This window comes from Streptococcus sp. WB01_FAA12 (assembly GCF_012843315.1).
Lineage (GTDB): Bacteria > Bacillota > Bacilli > Lactobacillales > Streptococcaceae > Streptococcus.
Genome location: NZ_JABAEX010000005.1, coordinates 20,505 through 39,836, shown reverse-complemented (window position 1 = coordinate 39,836; position 19,332 = coordinate 20,505). Strand labels below are relative to the sequence as shown.

Sequence of the window (19,332 nt, the reverse complement as noted above, 5' to 3'; positions counted from 1 at the left end):
TTACGCCTTTGTTACATTTATATTTCTTTCTCATAGATAATATTTTTCAAAAATGTATTGGAAAATCGCCATCCATAAGAAGTTCAGAATCATTGAAGGGACAAGGCTATAGACAATGAAAACCGGCATAGAATCTACAGTCAATCCCACAGCAAGAGCTAGAAGATAACTCCCCATATCAAACAGAAAACTGATCACAATAATGGTCAACATCCTTGTCCAACGATTTGTCAAAATCACGCTGTTAAACTTGTGGAGCGAAGCACCTATCAAGATAAACAAAAGCGTGGCAATTCCAATCAAGTGGAAAAAATAAATATCATAAACCAAGCCCACTATAAAACAATAGGCTAGGTAGAGATATTCCGATACTTCGATTGTCTCAAATAAGAGAAACAAAAATAGAAAATGACTGGCTAAATGAAAGTGGGGGAAGAAGGATCCCACCAATTGACTAATATGAGCATCAATTAGCACGACAAAAGGGAGTAAAAAGAATATACCAACTTGTTTAAACAGTCTCATTGCTAATTCCCCACTAACTCTACCACATGAAGATCTTTGATATCAGCACTTAACTTTACAGTTACCTCTCGTGTTAGATAGTCACTGCTGTGCGTTGTACCAACAATCTCTCCAACAGGAATATCTTTGACATTAAAGTTTCCTAGCCCCCCTGTAGTCACCTTATCTCCAGCACTGATGTCACTATTACTATTTAATTGACTGATTTTAAGCAGTTCAGTTTCCTTGTCATAACCAACGATGATTCCGTATATTTCAGTAGAACCATGCAGGATTTTAACAGAAATTTTGTCGGAATTTTCAGTGTTTGTCAATAAGTTGACCGTTGTTGAATGCTCCTCTACTTTTGAAACACTACCAACCAAGCCACCGTTTGCAATGGCCAACATGTTTTCAGAAACTCCTTTTGAACTTCCCGTATCAATTGTTAACTCTTGCTTCCAAGATACTGGAGCACGCATAATCACATCTGCTGCTAAGGTTTTTGTAGCCTGTAATTTTGACTTCATCTCTAGCAACTGACGTAGTTGTTCATTTTCTGTTTTTAAACGTTCTGATTGATTAGACTCCACCTCTAATTGATAGAGTTGTTTTTTTAGACTTTCGTTTTCATTGTACGTCTGCGTCAAATGTCCCAAATCCGATTTGAAAGCATCAAACCACTGAAAGGGTTTTTGAACAATTCTATCTACTAAGGAAATCCCATCTCCTAGTTTTGTCACAATAGCACTTGAATAGGTTGTCACTAATAGTACAGAAACTGCCAGAACTGTGACAAAAACGATGATTAGATATTTTGATTTTTTAAAACGGTTCATATTCCTACCTTTTTACTAAAGATCTACTACTGTGATTTTTTATCAATCTTACAAATCCACTAAGATTTTAAGAAAAATAAGAGACATCCCAGCACCAGAATCACAAGAATCGCCAGTGTATCCTTTTGACTCCATCTCAACTGTCTATACTGGCTTCTGCCCTTTCCTCCCTGATAACCACGCGCTTCCATGGCAATTGCCAATGAATCTGCACGCTTTAAGCTCGTCGCAAAAAGAGGAATTAAAATCGGAATCATAGCCTTTACTTTTTGAACGATGCTTCCCTCACCAAAGTCAACTCCACGGGCCTTTTGAGCATTCATAATTCTCGTTGTGTCATCCATCAAGGTTGGAACAAAACGCAAACTCATTGATAACATGAGACCAATTTCATGAACGGGAACTTTCACGCGTTTCAGAGGCGCTAAAAGAGCTTCAACTGCAGCTGCCAGACTCAAAGGCATGGTCGTTAACGTTAGCAAAGTTGAAAAGAAAATAATCAACACAAAACGACAGAAAATGATTCCTGCTTGTTGCAAAGCATAATCCGTTATTTTTATAAAAGAAAACTCAAATAAGACATTTCCACTTGAAATGAAAAAGAGCTGAAAAAGAGTCGTAAAAGCAATCAAGAAGAACATGGACTTTAATCCCTGAACGAAAAATGAGAGGGAAACGCCCGACAAAGCGATAAATATACCTGTCGCTACAAAAAGAATGAGATTAGCGAGGGGATTATTAGCCCAAAATACAATCAAAATCAGCAGGATCATGGCGAGCAATTTGCTACGGGGATCCAAGCGATGAATGATGGAATCCCCTGGTATATAACGCCCTAAAATCATACTATCCATTTAGCGACTCCTTAAACTCCTCTATTCTGATTGGCAGTTTTTTAAAAGTTACACCCCTATCTGCCAAACGTTTACAAAAGGCTGTGATTTTAGGCACACCTAACTGCACATTTTCCATAAAGGCTACATCTTGAAAAACTTCACTCGGTTTGCCACTTTTGACTAAACGCCCCTTTTCCATAACGTAGACCTGATCAGCATACTCAGCTACGTCATCCATCAAATGCGTTACCAGAACGATTGTCATTCCAGAAAGGTGGAGTTTTTTAAACAAGGCCATCAATTCTTTTCTGCCCAGAGGATCTAGCCCTGCTGTTGGCTCATCCAAAACCAAGACAGTTGGCTCCATGGCTAGCATACCTGCTATAGCCACACGTCTCATTTGGCCACCAGAAAGTTCAAAAGGACTGCGCTCAAAGAGTGACTCATTGATGCCCACCAAGGTTAACTTTTCACGCGCAATCTTCTTGGCCTCTTCCTCAGAAACTCCAAAATTTTGCGGTCCAAATGCAACATCTTTCAAAACAGTCTCTTCGAAAATCTGATTTTCAGCAAATTGAAACACTAGACCAATCTGCTTTCGAATCTGACGAATTTCTTTATTGGTTGATGTAGGGGTAATGACAGTGTCAAAAACTCGAACAGAACCCTTACTTGGTACCAATAGGCCATTTAAAAGCTGTAAAATCGTCGATTTTCCACTACCTGTATGTCCTATCAAAGCTGTATAGGAGCCATCCTCAATCGTCAAGGAAACATCAGCCAAGGCTGATGAAGATAGGGGACTTCCCTCTTGATAGGTAAAGCTCACATTTTCTAGAGTAATTCCCATAACTTATCCTCTAGCTCTCCTTCTGTCAAATAGCCATCCGGCAACTGATAGCCAGTCTCTCTCAAAGATTCTCTCAATTGATTCGTAAAAGGCTCATCTAACCCTATATGGTCAAGGTCATCCCGAGAAAAAAGTTCTCTTGGGCTGCTGGTTGACTCCACTTGGCCTTTTTTCATGATCAAGACACGGTCACTCATCGCAACTTCCTCTAAGTCATGTGTAATGGAAACGACTGTCATCTGGTGGTCTTTTCGAATCTCTTGAACTGTCTGAATCAGTTCTCTTCGTCCCTCGGGGTCCAACATACTTGTAGCCTCGTCCAAAATTAAAATAGCTGGTCTCAAGGCAACAACCCCTGCAATAGCCACACGTTGTTTTTGTCCACCAGACAAACGAGCTGGTTCTCTCTTCTTAAAGTCCAGCATACCTACCAACTCCAAAGATTCAGCCACTCTCTTTTTCATTTCTTCACGAGGAAGTCCCTGATTTTCTAAACCAAAGGCAACATCATCTTCAACAGTTGCGCCCACAAACTGGTTATCTGGATTTTGAAAAACCATACCAATTTGTCGACGCAAGTCCCAAACATTCTCAGAGGACAGCAATTGCCCATCTATCCAGATTTCTCCAGACTCTGCTTCGAGCAAGCCATCAATCAAACGGATAGTTGTCGATTTTCCACTCCCATTATGACCTACAATCGAAAGCCATTCTCCCCGTTTCACGTGAAACGAGACATTATTAACATCATAATGATCCTGATCTTCCTTGTAACGAAAAGACAGATCTTTTACTTCAATAATCGATTTCATTTCGAACCAAATGTCCCTTTGAATACATGAGCGCTACCCTTGAAATAATCATAGCCAGAGTAGATAGTGAAAAACAAAGCTATATAAAGCAACAGCTGACCAATTAAATTCCAATGTAAGAGCAAAAAGATAATGGCAAACATCTGACTAAAGGTCTTGATTTTCCCTGGCATCGCTGCTGCTAGAACTGTCCCTCCCGTCTCAACAAGCAACAAACGCAAGCCTGTCACCGCAAGTTCACGACAGATGATAATAGCAACAACCCAAGCTGGAGCCATACCTAACTCAATCAACATGATAAAAGCTGACATAACCAATAGCTTATCGGCCATCGGATCAGCAAACTTTCCAAAATTGCTGACCACATTCCATTTACGAGCAAGATAACCATCAAGATAATCCGTTATACTAGCAACTGCAAAGATGATCGCTGCCAGCAAATGACTGCCTTGTGAATGGCCCAAAGTCAAAATAAGAATAAAGAGAGGTATAAAGAGAATTCTACCAATAGTTAATACATTAGGAATTTGTTCTTTTTTCATTGATTTTTCCTTAATCTGTAGTAAATGTAAGTGTTACAGTTCCAGTCTGAGTTGTCAGCTTGGAAGTATCAATCATTTGATTGTCCACAGTCACAGTAACTCCCTTCACTACACCTAAAGTAATGGTAACGGGATTCTTAGTTGAAACTGTTGTTTTTGCATTCTTATTGTCTGCGGATAGTGTCACACCACCCTCCAGCTCACTTCCTGAAACACTTACCCAACTAGTTGCATCTGATACTGCCAGTTGAACAGTAGCGGTTTCCTTACTCGTTTTATACCGAGCTTCAATGCGGTTTCCTTCGCCTGACACTGTAATAGTTGATTCCGTAGTAGAAGACGAGCTAGATGTCTGACTACTAGAAGATGAACTAGATGAGGTTGTTGAACTAGTCGAGCTAACAACACTATAATTAGCTGAAGAAAGACTTGGCTGAGTTTGGATGTAGTTCCAAACATAGTAAGTGACAAAAATTAAAATTGACAAAGCAAATAGAACGAAATAAAACAAGGGGAGATAAGACGTTTTTTTCTTATTTGATCGTCTGCGACCAGACAAGTCTTCTTCGTCGACATCTACCTCTTCATAAGTGATCATACTACCTGAATCATAGGCATCCAAAATAATTCGTTCATCCAATTCAACCGCCCAAGCATATTTTCTTAAAAAAGAACGAGCATAGAAGGTACTAGGAAGTTGATCAAAATCATCAGCCTCCATAGCCTCTAATAAATTCATCTGAATATCCGTTTTTGCCTGCAGTTCTTCTATACTCAATCCCTGATTTATTCTGGCTAAACGAAGCACCTCACCAATTGTTTTTTTTCTCATACTTAGCATTCCTTCTTTCTAGGGTTACTTAATCTTTTAAGCTGGAAAGATTGTAAAATCAACTAGATCACCATCATCTATCAAACGATGACCTGCTTCAAGAACATCGTCTAAAGTAATTTCTTGTAAAATTTTTGGTAAATCAAAAATAGTTTCTCCTCTGTCGACTGGTTCATACTGTGTCGCAATAAACTCCAAGGAGTTCATACTACTGAAAAATTCCCCAAACATCTCACTCTTAACAAGATCGAGATGTTCCTCTGTAAGATCTGAATCTTTCGTAAAGTTGCGAATAGCCTTTCGAAATTGATGAGACAAAGAAACAGGTTCTTTCGTTTCCATCGTCAACATCACAAAATGAAAGCGGCTATTCACTTCTACCTCTAAGGACAGCGAGGCATCCAACTTCCCTGTCTCATATAACTTTTGAAATCGCTCAGAAGTCCAACCAAACAGCATCGTAAACAATAATTTTAGCAAAATATTATAACGGTAGCAATCTTCTTCTGACACCTCACCTACTCCCCTAATTCCAACAGCAAGTTTTGGTGAAGAAACTTCCATCCGAAGGCTATCTGTTTCTTTGACAGCTTGTAAAGTAAGCTTCTCCTTCCTTAATACCATTTCTTCCAAGTTTCTAAGTTTTTTTTGCGAAAAATACTTCTCAACCGTACCTACATCAAAATTCCCAACTAAAAACAAAGACATATTGACAGGTTTGTAAAAGGCTGTAAAGTTATTTTTTAAGTCATTTAGCTGAATATTGTTAATTGATTTTTCACTTCCAACAATATCCGCTGCCAGAGGAGTATTGGGATAAAGATTTGCTAATGTTGCAAAAAACAGACGCGAATCTGGATCGTCTTGGTACATCTCACGTTCCTGTTGGATAATTTCCCTCTCTCTCTCAACTGACTCTTCTGTAAAATGAGCAACTGTTACCAATTCTTCAAGCAAATCCAAATTTTCTGATAAATGATCTATTGTTGAAAACAAATAACTCGTCTTTGTAAAACTTGTAAAAGCATTGCTATCAGCTCCCAAGCGTGTAAAAGACTCCATAATATCTTCAGCATTTTCTCTCTCAAACAGTTTGTGTTCAAGAAAATGTGCAATTCCAGCTGGATAACACTGTAAACCTTTTTTAGATAGTGTAAAACTTGTGTCTACTGATCCAAATCGAACTGTTACAACTCCATAAACTTCATTAAATTGTTTCTTAGGAAGGAGAGAAACTGTCAATCCATTTGATAGACGAGTCTGATAAACCGTCTCCTTTACAGCAGGATAGTATTTTTCTTCAAAGGTAACTGGTGTCATTCTATTCCTTCCATAAAGTATATCGCTTGTAACCGGACACTATTTGCTGCTTTGCAGATAGTTTCTTTATCAACTTGATTTAATTTTTCAATCCAATTGTCAAAATCTGAGGTAGATTTCCCTAACAAACTATTCAAGTAAACTCGCTCGATTAGTGAGGTCTGACTATCTTGCGCAAGCAATAAAGTTCTGCGAATCATCTCCCTGGTCTGTTCAATCTCCAAATCTGTAAAATTACCTTTTTTTAGTTCAAGTAATTGATGATTCATCAATTTTCTAGCTTGATTGCGCTTTTCTCGATCAATGCCAGCATACATCCTCAATTGACCACTAAATAAATCCAATTGACTGGAGATAGTGTAGGCTAGACCAGCATTTTCCCGAACATTCGTAAAAAGCTTAGAGTGAGCAAAACCACCTAACAGACCATTCATTACTACCATGGCCAAATGATGCTTGTCTCCATAGCTCGTAGAACAATGGTAAGCCAATTCCAAAACGGATTGGCCCACATTCTTACGAACCATTCCTTCCCGAAGGACATTTGAATATGGTTGCTTGTACTGAGGTTTGACATGGAGTTGACGCCCAGTAAAGGAGAATGACCTCAACCACTCCTTCACTTCTACTTCATTAAAATCGCCCAAGAAAAAGAAATCAATTCGATCATTTTTCAGAGCATCTTGAAAGCAAGTGTAGCTACTTTCCGGAGACTCATTTGAAATACGTTTTCGCAAATCACTGTATCTCAATTGAAGACGCTCATCATGGAAGAACAAGCTATCCAACTCCTTATGAGCAAAATAAAATGAATCATCCATATCAGTAGCTAAACTAGCCAATAATTGTTTTTTTTCAATTTCAAATAAGGCTGGCTCAAAAGCACCATCTTGAGCTAAGGGGGCAAATAAAGTCTGTCTTACCAGTTCAAAAATTTGAGAAGTCAAGACATTCTTTTTACTTAAAAAATCATCCCTCACATAGGTAAATGTCAGGTCAAGAATATGTACCTGTCCCCTACGATAAGCACTTGTGGAAATATCCGCTCCATACAAACTTGCCAAGTATCTGCGAAAAGCTTGAGATGTTGGGTGAGCTTTATTGGCAGTTTCCAACATACTTGCACTTAACATGCGTCCTGCTATTGTCTCAAGAGATAAGGGAGCAGTAAAACGAACAGTAATTTTATTTGTTTTAAACTTTTTGGATTGAACAAAATGTGCTGAAATTCCAGGCACCAACTCCATACCTTACCTCCTTACATATAGAGTTCTATTATACCACGAAAATCAAAATTTTTCTTGTTCTCTTTATAGCTTTCAAAAGTAAAATCGTTTTCATTTTGACTGACTTTCCTTCAGATATTTCAGGGAAAATATGGTATAATACCAAAGATTGAGGTGAATTATGGAATACAAATTATTTGAAGAATTTATTACGCTCCAAGCCCTTCTAAAAGAGCTTGGAATTATACAGAGCGGTGGTGCTATTAAATCCTTTTTAATGGAACATCAAGTTTACTTTAATGGTGAATTAGAAAGTAGACGTGGGAAAAAAATCCGTATTGGAGATACAATTGACATCCCTGATTTAAAGATTGACATCACCTTGACACAACCAAGTTTAAAAGAGCAAGAAGAATACCAAGCAGATAAGATTGAAAAAGAGCGGATTGCTAAACTTGTCAAAGAGATGAATAAGGGTGTAAAGAAAGAAAAACAAAAAACTACTTTATCACCTAAAACCAAACAAGCTCCACGTTTTCCAGGAAGATAATCATGTGGCTCCAACATTTAACAATAAAAACCTTTCGAAACTACAAAGAGACGAAAATTGATTTTAATCCAAAATTAAACGTCTTTCTAGGTCAAAATGCACAAGGAAAGACCAATATTCTAGAAGCAATCTATTTCTTGGCCTTAACACGTAGTCATCGTACTCGAACAGATAAAAATCTCATTCATTTTGATGAAGAACAACTCCATCTTTCTGGCTTACTACAGAAAAAAACAGGCTCTATCCCTCTAGAAATTGATTTAACACCAAAAGGACGTGTGACTAAAGTCAATCACTTAAAACAAGCTCGCCTCTCAGACTATATCGGACATATGAATGTGGTTCTCTTCGCACCTGAAGATCTCCAGTTAATTAAAGGAGCGCCCTCCGTTCGTCGAAAGTTTATAGATATAGAACTGGGACAAATTAAACCAATCTACTTGTCAGACCTGTCAAACTATAACCATATACTCAAGCAAAGAAATACTTACCTAAAATCCAGTCAAAAGATTGACGAAACATTTTTGTCGGTCTTAGATGATCAGTTAGTAGAGTATGGTTGCCGCGTCATAAAGCATCGGATAAAATTCATTAAAGACTTAGAGAAATTTGGTCAAAAAAAACACTTAGAAATTTCAAATCAATCAGAAGAGTTGTCAATATCTTATCAATCAACTGTCAACTTCACTAATGAAGAAGTCTTAATGGATTCTTTTAAAATGGCTTTAGAGAAAAGTAGATCAAGAGATTTATTTAAAAAGAATACTGGTGTTGGTCCTCATCGAGATGATATTTCTTTTTATATCAATGATATGGATGCTAGTTTTGGAAGTCAAGGTCAACATCGTAGTCTTGTACTTTCTATCAAACTAGCAGAGATTGAACTAATGGAAAGCATTACTAACGAGTCTCCAATACTCTTGCTTGACGATGTTATGAGCGAACTTGACAACACACGACAACTAAAATTACTAGAAACTATTTCACAATCTATCCAAACCTTCATTACAACAACAAGTTTAGACCACTTGCAAAACTTACCAGAAAATCTTAGTATTTTCAATATCCAAAACGGTAAAATATCTGTAAATTAAAATTGACACCTTTGTAAACAAAAAAGAACTCCTGAAATTCAGGAGTTCTTTTTTGTTTCTTACATGGAGTAGTTTGGTGCCTCATTAGTAATTTGAACATCATGTGGGTGACTTTCTTTGAGACCAGCACCTGACATTTCAATAAATTGAGCGTTGTCGTGCAATTCTTTAAGGTTAGCTGCACCACAGTAACCCATACCAGAGCGAATACCACCAATCATTTGGAAGACAATATCAGCTGCTGCACCTTTATAGGCAACACGACCTTCAATTCCTTCTGGAACAAGTTTGTTTGCTTCATTGACAGAACCTTGGAAGTAACGGTCACTTGAACCTTTCTTCATTGCAGCGATTGATCCCATACCACGGTAAGTCTTAAATTTACGTCCTTGGAAGATTTCCGTTTCACCTGGTGCCTCGTCTGTTCCAGCAAACATTGATCCAAGCATAACTGCATTTCCACCTGCGGCGAGGGCTTTTACAATATCTCCAGAATATTTGATTCCACCATCAGCAATAATCGTTTTTCCATATTCACGCGCAACTGCTGCCGCATCATAAATTGCTGTCACTTGTGGGACACCCACACCTGCAATCACACGAGTAGTACAGATAGAACCTGGTCCGATACCGACTTTGACAACATCCACACCCGCATCATAAAGAGCACGCGCACCTTCTGCAGTTGCAATATTACCAGCAATCAAAGTGCGATCTGGGAAGTGAGCACGAATCTCAGCAATTTTACGTAGAACCCCAGCAGAGTGACCATGCGCAGTATCAATAACAATTGCGTCAGCACCTGCTTCAAAAAGGGCTTCGGCACGTTCAAATGTATCTGAAGTGACACCTACCGCACCTGCAACTAGTAGACGACCAAACTCATCTTTAGCAGCATTTGGAAACTCAATAACTTTTTCAATATCCTTAATAGTAATCAAGCCAGAAAGACGGCCTTCTTCGTCAACCAAAGGAAGTTTTTCAATACGATGTTCTTGAAGAATATGTTCAGCTGTTGCAAGATCTGTGCCAACAGGAGCCGTGACAAGATTTTCACTGGTCATATGGTTTGAGATTGGTTGATTGTAATCTGAAATAAAGCGAAGATCTCGGTTTGTTAGAATACCAACCAATTTACGATTTTCAAGTGTCTCCACAACTGGAATACCACTGATACGGTAGCGTCCCATCAGCTCGTCTGCTTCAGCAATAGTGTGTTCTGGAGTCAAGAAGAATGGATCAATAATGACACCATTTTCAGAACGTTTTACCTTGCGAACTTCATCTGCCTGTTGTGCAATAGACATATTTTTATGGATTACTCCAAGACCACCCGCACGAGCAATGGCAATAGCCATTTGACTTTCTGTGACTGTATCCATGGCGGCTGTAATAATTGGGATATTTAAAGTCAGATTATCTGCCAATTTTGTTGTTAAATCTGCATCATTAGGCAACACATGACTTTCTGCTGGAATGAGCAATACATCATCAAAGGTAAAACCTTTTTTCAAAAATTTAGTATCCCAATTAGACATTGAAGTTTCCTCTTTTCTTTCTTTTGAGCTTGACTCTTTTTGTATTGTATCTATCATACCATTCTATGAAAATTTGTCAATTATATTTATGGCAGAAAACATAAAAAAACTATCTCTATGATTCTATGGAAGAGATAGTTTTACGATTCATATTTTATCTATTATTTTATTTGAAATAATTTAGCCCCATTGCTTCCTTAACCTCAGACAGAGTTTGCCCTGCAACTTCACGAGCTTTTTCACTTCCTTTTTGAAGCATATTGTACACTTCACCCATATCCTTAGCAAATTCGATACGGCGCTCACGAATAGGACCAAGTTCCCGTTCTAATATTTCAAGTAGATAGCGTTTCGTCTTCACATCACCAAGACCACCACGTTGATAATGTTCTTTCATATCCGCAATTTCTTGAGCATCTTCTGGACGACCAAACACATCTAGATAATGGAAAACCATATTTCCTTCAATCTTACCGGGATCCTCAACCCGAATATGATCCGGGTCTGTATACATACTCATGACTTTTTTACGCAAAGTATCGGCATCATCGGCTAGATAAATACCATTATTGAGTGATTTAGACATTTTAGCATTTCCATCTAATCCAGGTAGTCGACCTGCTCTCTCATTTTCTGGATAAATACCTTCTGGCTCAACCAATACATCACAATTATAAGCATTGTTAAAGGAACGAACAATTTCACGAGTTTGTTCAATCATTGGTTTTTGGTCTGTTCCTACAGGAACATAATTAGCCTTAAAGGCTGTGATGTCCGCTGCCTGAGCGATTGGATAAACCAGAAAACCTGTTGGAATACTTTCTCCAAATCCTTTTTGAGCAATCTCTGTTTTTACTGTCGGATTACGCTCCAAACGAGCTAGTGATACCAAGTTCATATAGTACATAGACAGCTCAGCCAACTCTGGAATCTGACTTTGAATGAAAATAGTTGATTTACTTGGATCCAATCCAACTGCTAGGTAATCCAAGGCAACATTCCCAATAGACTCTACAATCGTTTGAGGATCCTTAGCGTGATCTGTCAGTGCTTGTTGGTCCGCCAAAAAAACAAACATCTCATACTTATCTTCTTCCTGTAGTAATACTCTATTTTTTAGACTACCAACATAATGTCCAATATGCAGTTTACCTGTTGGACGGTCTCCTGTTAAAATAATGGGTTTCGTCATTTTTTTCTCCTTCGAAATGGTCTCTTCAATTATAGCATTTTTTTGTTAAAATAACAGAAAATTATTTAAATCAAAGAGCTTATTCACTGTAAATAAAATTGTAAACTTAGTTTACATAAAATTGACAAATAAAAATTTGAATATTTCACTCTTTTCTAGTAGAATAAATATATTACATATTATAGGAGAAAAACATTGCTTACAGTATCTGATGTTTCACTACGTTTTAGTGATCGCAAACTTTTTGATGATGTCAACATCAAATTTACAGAAGGAAATACATACGGATTAATTGGTGCTAATGGTGCTGGGAAGTCTACATTCTTAAAAATTTTAGCTGGTGATATCGAACCTACAACTGGTCACATCTCTCTTGGTCCAGATGAACGTCTCTCTGTTCTCCGTCAAAATCACTTTGACTATGAAGATGAACGTGCAATTGATGTCGTTATCATGGGAAATGAAAAACTTTATAGCATTATGAAAGAGAAAGATGCTATTTACATGAAGGAAGATTTTTCCGATGAAGATGGTGTTCGTGCAGCTGAACTCGAAGGGGAGTTTGCTGAACTTGGAGGTTGGGAAGCAGAGAGTGAAGCATCTCAACTACTTCAAAACCTAAACATTCCTGAAGAATTGCACTATCAAAACATGAGTGAATTGGCCAATGGTGAAAAAGTAAAAGTTCTCCTTGCCAAAGCACTTTTTGGCAAACCAGATGTTCTTCTCTTGGACGAGCCAACCAACGGTTTGGACATCCAATCAATTACATGGCTAGAAGACTTCTTGATTGACTTTGATAACACAGTTATCGTAGTATCCCACGACCGCCACTTCCTAAACAAAGTATGTACTCACATGGCCGACCTTGACTTTGGAAAAATCAAACTCTATGTTGGAAACTATGACTTCTGGAAGGAATCTTCTGAGCTTGCTGCTAAATTGTTAGCAGACCGTAATGCCAAAGCGGAAGAAAAAATTAAGCAATTGCAAGAATTCGTTGCTCGTTTCTCTGCTAATGCTTCTAAATCAAGACAGGCAACATCTCGTAAAAAAATGCTTGACAAGATTGAACTAGAAGAAATTGTGCCATCCAGTCGTAAATATCCATTTATCAACTTTAAAGCAGAGCGTGAAATTGGTAATGATCTCTTGACAGTAGAAAATCTAACTGTCAAGATTGATGGTGAAACTATCTTGGATAATATTAGTTTCATCTTGCGTCCAGGTGATAAGACAGCTCTTATTGGACAAAATGACATCCAAACGACTGCATTAATTCGTGCAATCATGGGTGACATTGACTATGAAGGAACTGTCAAGTGGGGAGTTACTACTAGCCGTTCTTACTTGCCAAAAGATAACTCGGCCGATTTTGCAGGAGGAGAGTCAATCCTTGACTGGTTGCGTCAATTTGCAAGTAAAGAAGAAGATGACAATACCTTCTTACGTGGTTTCCTTGGTCGTATGCTCTTCTCTGGAGATGAGGTTAACAAACCTGTAAACGTCTTGTCAGGGGGAGAAAAAGTGCGTGTCATGCTTTCAAAACTTATGCTTTTGAAATCAAATGTCCTTGTACTCGATGACCCAACAAATCACTTGGACTTGGAATCTATCTCAAGCTTGAACGATGGATTGAAAAACTTTAAAGAATCCATCATCTTTGCCAGTCATGATCACGAGTTCATTCAAACTTTGGCAAACCATATTATTGTTTTGTCTAAGAATGGTGTCATTGATCGTATTGATGAAACCTATGATGAATTCCTAGAAAATGCAGAAGTACAAGCAAAAGTTAAAGAACTTTGGAGAGACTAAATATGACTTCAAAACTCAGTTGGGTTAACCAACTGAGTTTTCTACCATTCTATGAGGTAACATGAAATCATTTTTTAAAACATATTGGACCTATTTTATTTCTTTCATCATTCCTGTAGTGATTATGTCTGAAGTATATCTATCTCAAGGTATCTACTGGAATAGTGATACATCCCCACTATTAGGAGATGGTTTCCATCAATACGTTATTTTTGATGTGGCTTTACGGAATATTCTACATGGAAATGGTAGTTTGTTTTACACCTTTACAAGTGGCCTCGGACTGAATTTCTATGCTCTATCTAGTTATTACTTGGGTAGTTTTCTCTCACCTCTAGTTTACTTTTTTAATCTGTCGAATATGCCAGATGCTGTATATCTGACCACTCTATTAAAATTTGGATTGATTGGTCTGTCAACCTTCTTTAGTTTGAATAAATTATTTAAAGATATCCCAAAATTTTTAAAACTGGCCTTATCCACCTCCTATGCTCTGATGAGCTTTACCGTCAGTCAGTTAGAGATAAAAACCTGGCTAGATGTTTTTATCTTGATTCCTTTAATTATAACTGGTTTACACCTACTTATAACAGAAAATAAGCGCCTACTATACTTTACAAGTCTGTCAATCTTGTTTATTCAAAACTATTATTTTGGATATATGACAGCATTGTTTCTTATTTTCTGGTATCTCTGCCAAATTTCATGGGACTTTAAAAATCGAAAATCATCTTTTCTTGATTTTGTTGTTACTTCCTTTTTAGCAGGAATGGCTAGTTTGATTATGACTCTTCCTACATTGTTTGATTTACAAACTCATGGGGAGAAGTTAACTGCCATCACAAAATTAAAGACAGACAGTAGCTGGTATTTAGATATTTTCGCAAAACAATTCATTGGATCTTTTGATACAACTAAGTATGGATCTATACCAATGATTTTTGTTGGACTGCTTCCTTTTATTTTAACCATTCTATTTTTCACAATAAAATCTATTAAGTTTCACGTGAAACTTATCTATGCAATCTTCTTCACTTTTTTAATAACAAGCTTTTACATAGAGGCACTTGATTTATTTTGGCAGGGGATGCATACCCCAAATATGTTTTTGCATCGCTATGCTTGGATCTTTTCTACTCTGTTAATTTATACTGCAGCAGAAGTCTTAAATCGCCTGAAAGAACTGAAGCTCTGGAATCTATTTATCTCACTTTTTCTTGTACTAACAGGATTCTTGGCTACCGTATACTTTAAATCACACTATTCTTTTTTAACAGATTTGAATATCTTACTCACTCTTGAATTTTTCCTAGTTTATTCACTTTTACTCCTTGCAGTCATCAGAAAATTTATCTCTGTAAATCTATTTGCAATTCTTTTGTCTTTATTTATAACAGCTGAGATAAGCTTAAACGCTTCATCTCAAATGGAAGGAATCGCTAAAGAATGGGCCTTTGCTTCTCGTAGCGCCTATAATAGAGATATCATTGCTATGGAATCCATTATAAATCAAATTGACAATCCATTTACACGTACTGAGAAACTGCAAATTCAAACTGGAAATGACAGTATGAAATTTAACTACAATGGAATCTCTCAATTTTCATCTGTTCGAAATCGTTCAGCTAGCACTAGTTTGGACAAACTTGGATTCAAATCCTCTGGAACCAACCTCAATCTCCGTTATGCAAATAACAGTATTTTGGCGGACAGTTTATTTGGAATCCAGTACAACATTTCAGAAACTCCCCTTGATAAATATGGATTTCAAGAGATTTATCAAAAGGATCATTTAACCTTATATAAAAATCAACTTTCCCTCCCCATTGCTTTTGCTACTCAATCTATTTACACAGATGTAAACTTTAACAATCACACTCTGGATAATCAGGCTTTGTTTATAAACCAGCTTGCTAATCTCAACTTAGATTACTTCTCCCAAATAACATATGATAAAACAGATAATTCTGAAGGTTTAACGAGCATCACAGGTTCTGCGAATGAAGATGCAAAGATTGATTATCAAATTGAGGTTCCTCAAAATAGTCAAGTATATCTCTCTTTTTCAAATCTTCATTTTACAAACGATAAGCAAAAGAAAGTTGACATCCTTGTCAATGGAGAAAAGAAGACTTTTACAACTGACAATGCTTTTAATTTCTTTAATTTAGGCTATACAGAAGAACAAAAAACTTTCAATATCAGTGTTAGCTTTCCTGAAAATTCTCAAGTGTCATTTGAATCTCCAACCTTCTATCGTTTAGATACTCAGGCTCTTACTGAGGCAATCCAAAAGATTAAAGAACAACCTGTAGAAGTATCCACCTCTAAAAATAAAGTCTTTGCTACATATGAAGTAAAACAAGATACCTCTATTTTCTTCACTATTCCTTATGACAAAGGTTGGTCTGCATACCAAGATGGGAAAAAACTTGAAATCAAGCAGGCTCAAACTGGTTTTATGAAAGTTGATGTTCCAAAGGGAAAAGGCACCATTACACTTTCCTTTATCCCCAATGGTTTTGTTATTGGAGCAGCCTGCTCATTAACTGCCCTTCTTCTTTTTGGGATCTATAATCACAGACAAAATTTATCTAATACAGAAAAAGATTGACCAAAGAATTGGTCAATCTTTTTAATCTTCTTCCATTTTCTTAGGTTGATAAGCTAGCATACCTAAAGCAGTAAAGAAAGCTAGTGTTATAATAAGGAAAATCACTTGGTGATGAATATTTCCTGTCATAGAGATTGTTTGTCGTAAGCCTGATACAGAATAACTCATTGGTAACCAAGGATTGACACCTTTAAAGAAATCATTTGTCAAAGCAAGTGGATAAGTCCCTGCACTTGATGCTAACTGTAATAATAGTAAAATAAGAGAGAAGAAGGCTCCTAAACGGCTATTCCAAGTTGTTAAAGCTGTCACCATAGACATGAAAGCTAAACTTGTGATTATAATTAGAATCAAAGTCCTCATCTCATGGTTCGCAGTCAATCCAATAAGATGGACACCTCCATAAACTAAAACACCTGCTAAGACAGCTATAATCCCATTTATTTCTGAACGAGACTTCAACCAAGCCCAACGACTCTCTGGATGACGTCCAGAAGGCAACTTCGCAAAAATCATATTAGTAGATATAGCAGCAACAAAAAGAGCAACTGATATCATATAAGGAGCCATGGCAATCCCATTTACAGGAACTTGGTCATTATCTGTTTTTGAGAGAACTAGAGGATTAGATAATGTTTCTGCATTTTCAGATTCTGTTGAAGCTGATTTGAGTTGATTATTCGCATTGCCTAATCCTTTTCCTAACGAATCAACTCCTGTCTGTAAATCTTCAAGACTAGAGGTTAAGGTTGTTCCACCAGCTGCTAGTTTTCCAGCACCATCTGCAACCTTCATAGCGCCACTTCCTAGTTGAGATACTGCAGAAAGTAACTGTGTTGATTTATCTGTCAATTGACTAGAGCCAAATTGTAATGCAGCAAGACCTGCTATTAACTCTGGACTCTTATTATTCAATTGAGAAGAACCAGATGACAAGCTTTCTATACCTGATACTAATTCTGGAGTTTTTTCAACTAATTGACTGACTCCTGCTGTCAAGTTAGAAGATTTTTGTGTCAAGGTATTTGAGCCTGAAACTAGTTAATCCAAACTACCTGTCAAGGTGGAATTCTTTTCACTTAGTTGATTTGCGCCCTGAGAAACTTTATCAACACCTGCAGTATATGCGTTTACACCTGATGCAATCGACTGACTGGCAGGAACTAATTGGCTAGCAACTGCTCCTTGTATTTCTGTTAATCCACTTGACAATCCTGTCAAAGAAGTAGAAGCAAGCGGTAATACTTGATTAGCTTGATTTTTTAAAGTCGAAAGATTAGAAGATTGATTTTGTAAGTTTTCTAAACTTCCCTGTAAACCTTGAACTAAAGCTACAATTGACTGTGCTGATTGAATACTATCAGTCGAATTTTGAGATACAGAAGCGCTTATCTCAGCTTGTTGCTCACTTGTCAATGATTGATAAGCTGCTGTCGATTGAATATTAGCTAATGTAGTCGCTTTATCAGACTGAGCACTTGCTAACATTTGATTAGAAAGAGATACTATACTTGATAAAACAGAATCTAATTGTTTTGTATCTCCAACATCAATATTTTGAATAGCTTGATTTAACTGATTCAAACCAGAAGATAATTGATTAATTTGATCTTTTTGCTCAGACGAAGCATCTAACTTGCTAGAAAGTTGTTGAATTCCTTCACTTAATTGCTCCACACCCATTCGAAGTGTAGCTGATTGATTGGATAACTGATTAGCACCTGTTGCAAGACTTCCCACTCCATTAGTGTAAGCACTAACACCAGATGAAAATTGATTAAGACCAGCATTGAGCTGAGAAACACCGCCAGTATAGGACTCTACACCAGTATATAGTTGATTGATTCCTCCTACTAATTCAGGACTTTTAGAAGATAATTGACCTAATCCGCTATCTAATTGACTCACTGCACCAGTATATGTAACTAAACCACTATTAAAATTCCCTAAGCCAAGATGAAGTTGTTCAACACCAGAGACATAAGAGGATAATCCTTTAGTAAACTGCTCCGTTCCATTTGAAAATGTTACACTTGAGTTAGCTAGAGTATTAAGATTTGCCGTCAACGTTTGACTTCCCGTCACCAACTGATTCGCTCCATTAGCCAATTGTTCACTTCCATCAGCTGCCTTGTTTACTCCAGACTTTAAGTCATTCATTTTTTGAAATAAAGCCTTGGTATACGTTTCAGTTACATTAGTAGAAACGGTTTGTTTTAATTGTGTCATTGCAGAATCACTCATCTTGCTAGCGATAAAACTATGTCCACTTGAAGTCTGATAATCAATCTGCATCTGTTCAGGATGATTTGTTAGGATAGAAGCAGCTTTTTCAGACAAGTCACTTGGTAAAGTCACTACCATGTAGTAGTCACCATCTTCTAGGCCTTTTTCCCCCTCCTCTTCATTAACAAAATGAAAATCTAAAGCCTTATTTTCTTTCAAATTAGACACCATGTCTTCACCTATTGTCATCGTCTGTCCATTATAAGAAGCTTCCTTATCTTTATTGACAACTGCTACAGGTAGCTCTGATAATTGGCCATAAGGATCCCACATGGATGATAAAAATATAATGTTGTATAAAGCTGGAATGAGAGAAATCCCTATCATTACAATGATAAAGGTCGGTTTTTTAAATATTGCTTTCCACTCTTTAAACATGTTTCCTCCTTTTTTACACATATTGTCTAAAATTTTGATATAATAGATTATACATCAAAAAATCCAAATTACAAGGTAAAAAATACTTTTTTAGACACATC

15 protein-coding genes and 1 pseudogene are annotated in these 19,332 nt (G+C 37.1%); 4 read left to right on the top strand and 12 right to left on the bottom strand.

Translation table 11 applies throughout. The features are described from left to right. Nucleotides 1-30 precede the first annotated feature (30 nt). Genes mreD through HF881_RS06905 form a run of 9 tightly spaced genes read right to left on the bottom strand, consistent with a single transcriptional unit; the run spans nt 31 to nt 7,782 of the window. Complete coding sequence (gene mreD, locus HF881_RS06945; protein WP_125848146.1) at nt 31-525, bottom strand: rod shape-determining protein MreD; 495 nt, start codon at nt 523-525, stop codon at nt 31-33. A gap of 2 nt (nt 526-527) precedes the next feature. Continuing rightward, nucleotides 528-1,343 (bottom strand): rod shape-determining protein MreC, encoded by an 816-nt coding sequence (mreC, locus tag HF881_RS06940; RefSeq protein ID WP_169446896.1) that lies wholly within the window; start codon nt 1,341-1,343, stop codon nt 528-530. Between the two features lie 59 nt (nt 1,344-1,402). Next, on the bottom strand, nt 1,403-2,197 hold the full coding sequence (locus tag HF881_RS06935; RefSeq protein WP_169446895.1) for an energy-coupling factor transporter transmembrane protein EcfT: 795 nt from the start codon (nt 2,195-2,197) through the stop codon (nt 1,403-1,405). Continuing rightward, on the bottom strand, nt 2,190-3,029 hold the full coding sequence (locus HF881_RS06930) for an energy-coupling factor transporter ATPase (RefSeq protein WP_169446894.1): 840 nt from the start codon (nt 3,027-3,029) through the stop codon (nt 2,190-2,192). The genes HF881_RS06935 and HF881_RS06930 overlap by 8 nt, the downstream gene beginning before the upstream one ends. Continuing rightward, nucleotides 3,014-3,841 carry an energy-coupling factor ABC transporter ATP-binding protein gene (locus HF881_RS06925; RefSeq protein WP_169446893.1) on the bottom strand — a complete coding sequence of 276 codons (828 nt, stop codon included), beginning with the start codon at nt 3,839-3,841 and terminating at the stop codon, nt 3,014-3,016. Before HF881_RS06925 ends, HF881_RS06930 begins: the two co-directional genes overlap by 16 nt. Then, nucleotides 3,838-4,383, bottom strand: a complete 546-nt coding sequence (pgsA, locus tag HF881_RS06920; protein ID WP_000712149.1) for a CDP-diacylglycerol--glycerol-3-phosphate 3-phosphatidyltransferase — start codon at nt 4,381-4,383, stop codon at nt 3,838-3,840. The genes HF881_RS06925 and pgsA overlap by 4 nt, the downstream gene beginning before the upstream one ends. Nucleotides 4,384-4,393: 10 nt before the next feature. Continuing rightward, entirely contained in the window at nt 4,394-5,215 is an 822-nt protein-coding gene (rodZ, locus tag HF881_RS06915) for a cytoskeleton protein RodZ (RefSeq protein ID WP_169446892.1), read from the bottom strand. A gap of 36 nt (nt 5,216-5,251) precedes the next feature. Continuing rightward, entirely contained in the window at nt 5,252-6,535 is a 1,284-nt protein-coding gene (locus HF881_RS06910) for a pitrilysin family protein (protein ID WP_169446891.1), read from the bottom strand. Then, on the bottom strand, nt 6,532-7,782 hold the full coding sequence (locus HF881_RS06905; protein ID WP_169446890.1) for a pitrilysin family protein: 1,251 nt from the start codon (nt 7,780-7,782) through the stop codon (nt 6,532-6,534). Before HF881_RS06905 ends, HF881_RS06910 begins: the two co-directional genes overlap by 4 nt. Nucleotides 7,783-7,942: 160 nt before the next feature. Between HF881_RS06905 and yaaA the strand changes: the two genes are divergently transcribed. Next, nucleotides 7,943-8,311 carry a S4 domain-containing protein YaaA gene (gene yaaA / locus HF881_RS06900; protein WP_125449141.1) on the top strand — a complete coding sequence of 123 codons (369 nt, stop codon included), beginning with the start codon at nt 7,943-7,945 and terminating at the stop codon, nt 8,309-8,311. A 2-nt stretch (nt 8,312-8,313) separates the two neighbouring features. Then, nucleotides 8,314-9,405, top strand: a complete 1,092-nt coding sequence (gene recF, locus HF881_RS06895; RefSeq protein WP_169446889.1) for a DNA replication/repair protein RecF — start codon at nt 8,314-8,316, stop codon at nt 9,403-9,405. A 59-nt stretch (nt 9,406-9,464) separates the two neighbouring features. Here the strand turns inward: recF and guaB are convergent, their stop codons facing one another. Both guaB and trpS read right to left on the bottom strand, forming a co-directional pair. Beyond that, nucleotides 9,465-10,943 (bottom strand): IMP dehydrogenase, encoded by a 1,479-nt coding sequence (gene guaB, locus HF881_RS06890; RefSeq protein ID WP_169446888.1) that lies wholly within the window; start codon nt 10,941-10,943, stop codon nt 9,465-9,467. 166 nt (nt 10,944-11,109) lie between these two features. Then, nucleotides 11,110-12,135 (bottom strand): tryptophan--tRNA ligase, encoded by a 1,026-nt coding sequence (trpS, locus tag HF881_RS06885; protein WP_169446887.1) that lies wholly within the window; start codon nt 12,133-12,135, stop codon nt 11,110-11,112. Nucleotides 12,136-12,330: 195 nt separating this feature from the next. Between trpS and HF881_RS06880 the strand changes: the two genes are divergently transcribed. Together HF881_RS06880 and HF881_RS06875 are read left to right on the top strand one after the other, a co-directional pair. Then, nucleotides 12,331-13,953 (top strand): ATP-binding cassette domain-containing protein, encoded by a 1,623-nt coding sequence (locus HF881_RS06880; RefSeq protein ID WP_169446886.1) that lies wholly within the window; start codon nt 12,331-12,333, stop codon nt 13,951-13,953. Between the two features lie 61 nt (nt 13,954-14,014). Next, nucleotides 14,015-16,567, top strand: a complete 2,553-nt coding sequence (locus tag HF881_RS06875) for a YfhO family protein (protein ID WP_169446885.1) — start codon at nt 14,015-14,017, stop codon at nt 16,565-16,567. A 21-nt stretch (nt 16,568-16,588) separates the two neighbouring features. On the opposite strand, the pseudogene HF881_RS06870 reads toward HF881_RS06875, so the two are convergent. Further along, nucleotides 16,589-19,231 (bottom strand): annotated as a pseudogene (locus tag HF881_RS06870) (YhgE/Pip domain-containing protein). Nucleotides 19,232-19,332 lie beyond the last annotated feature (101 nt).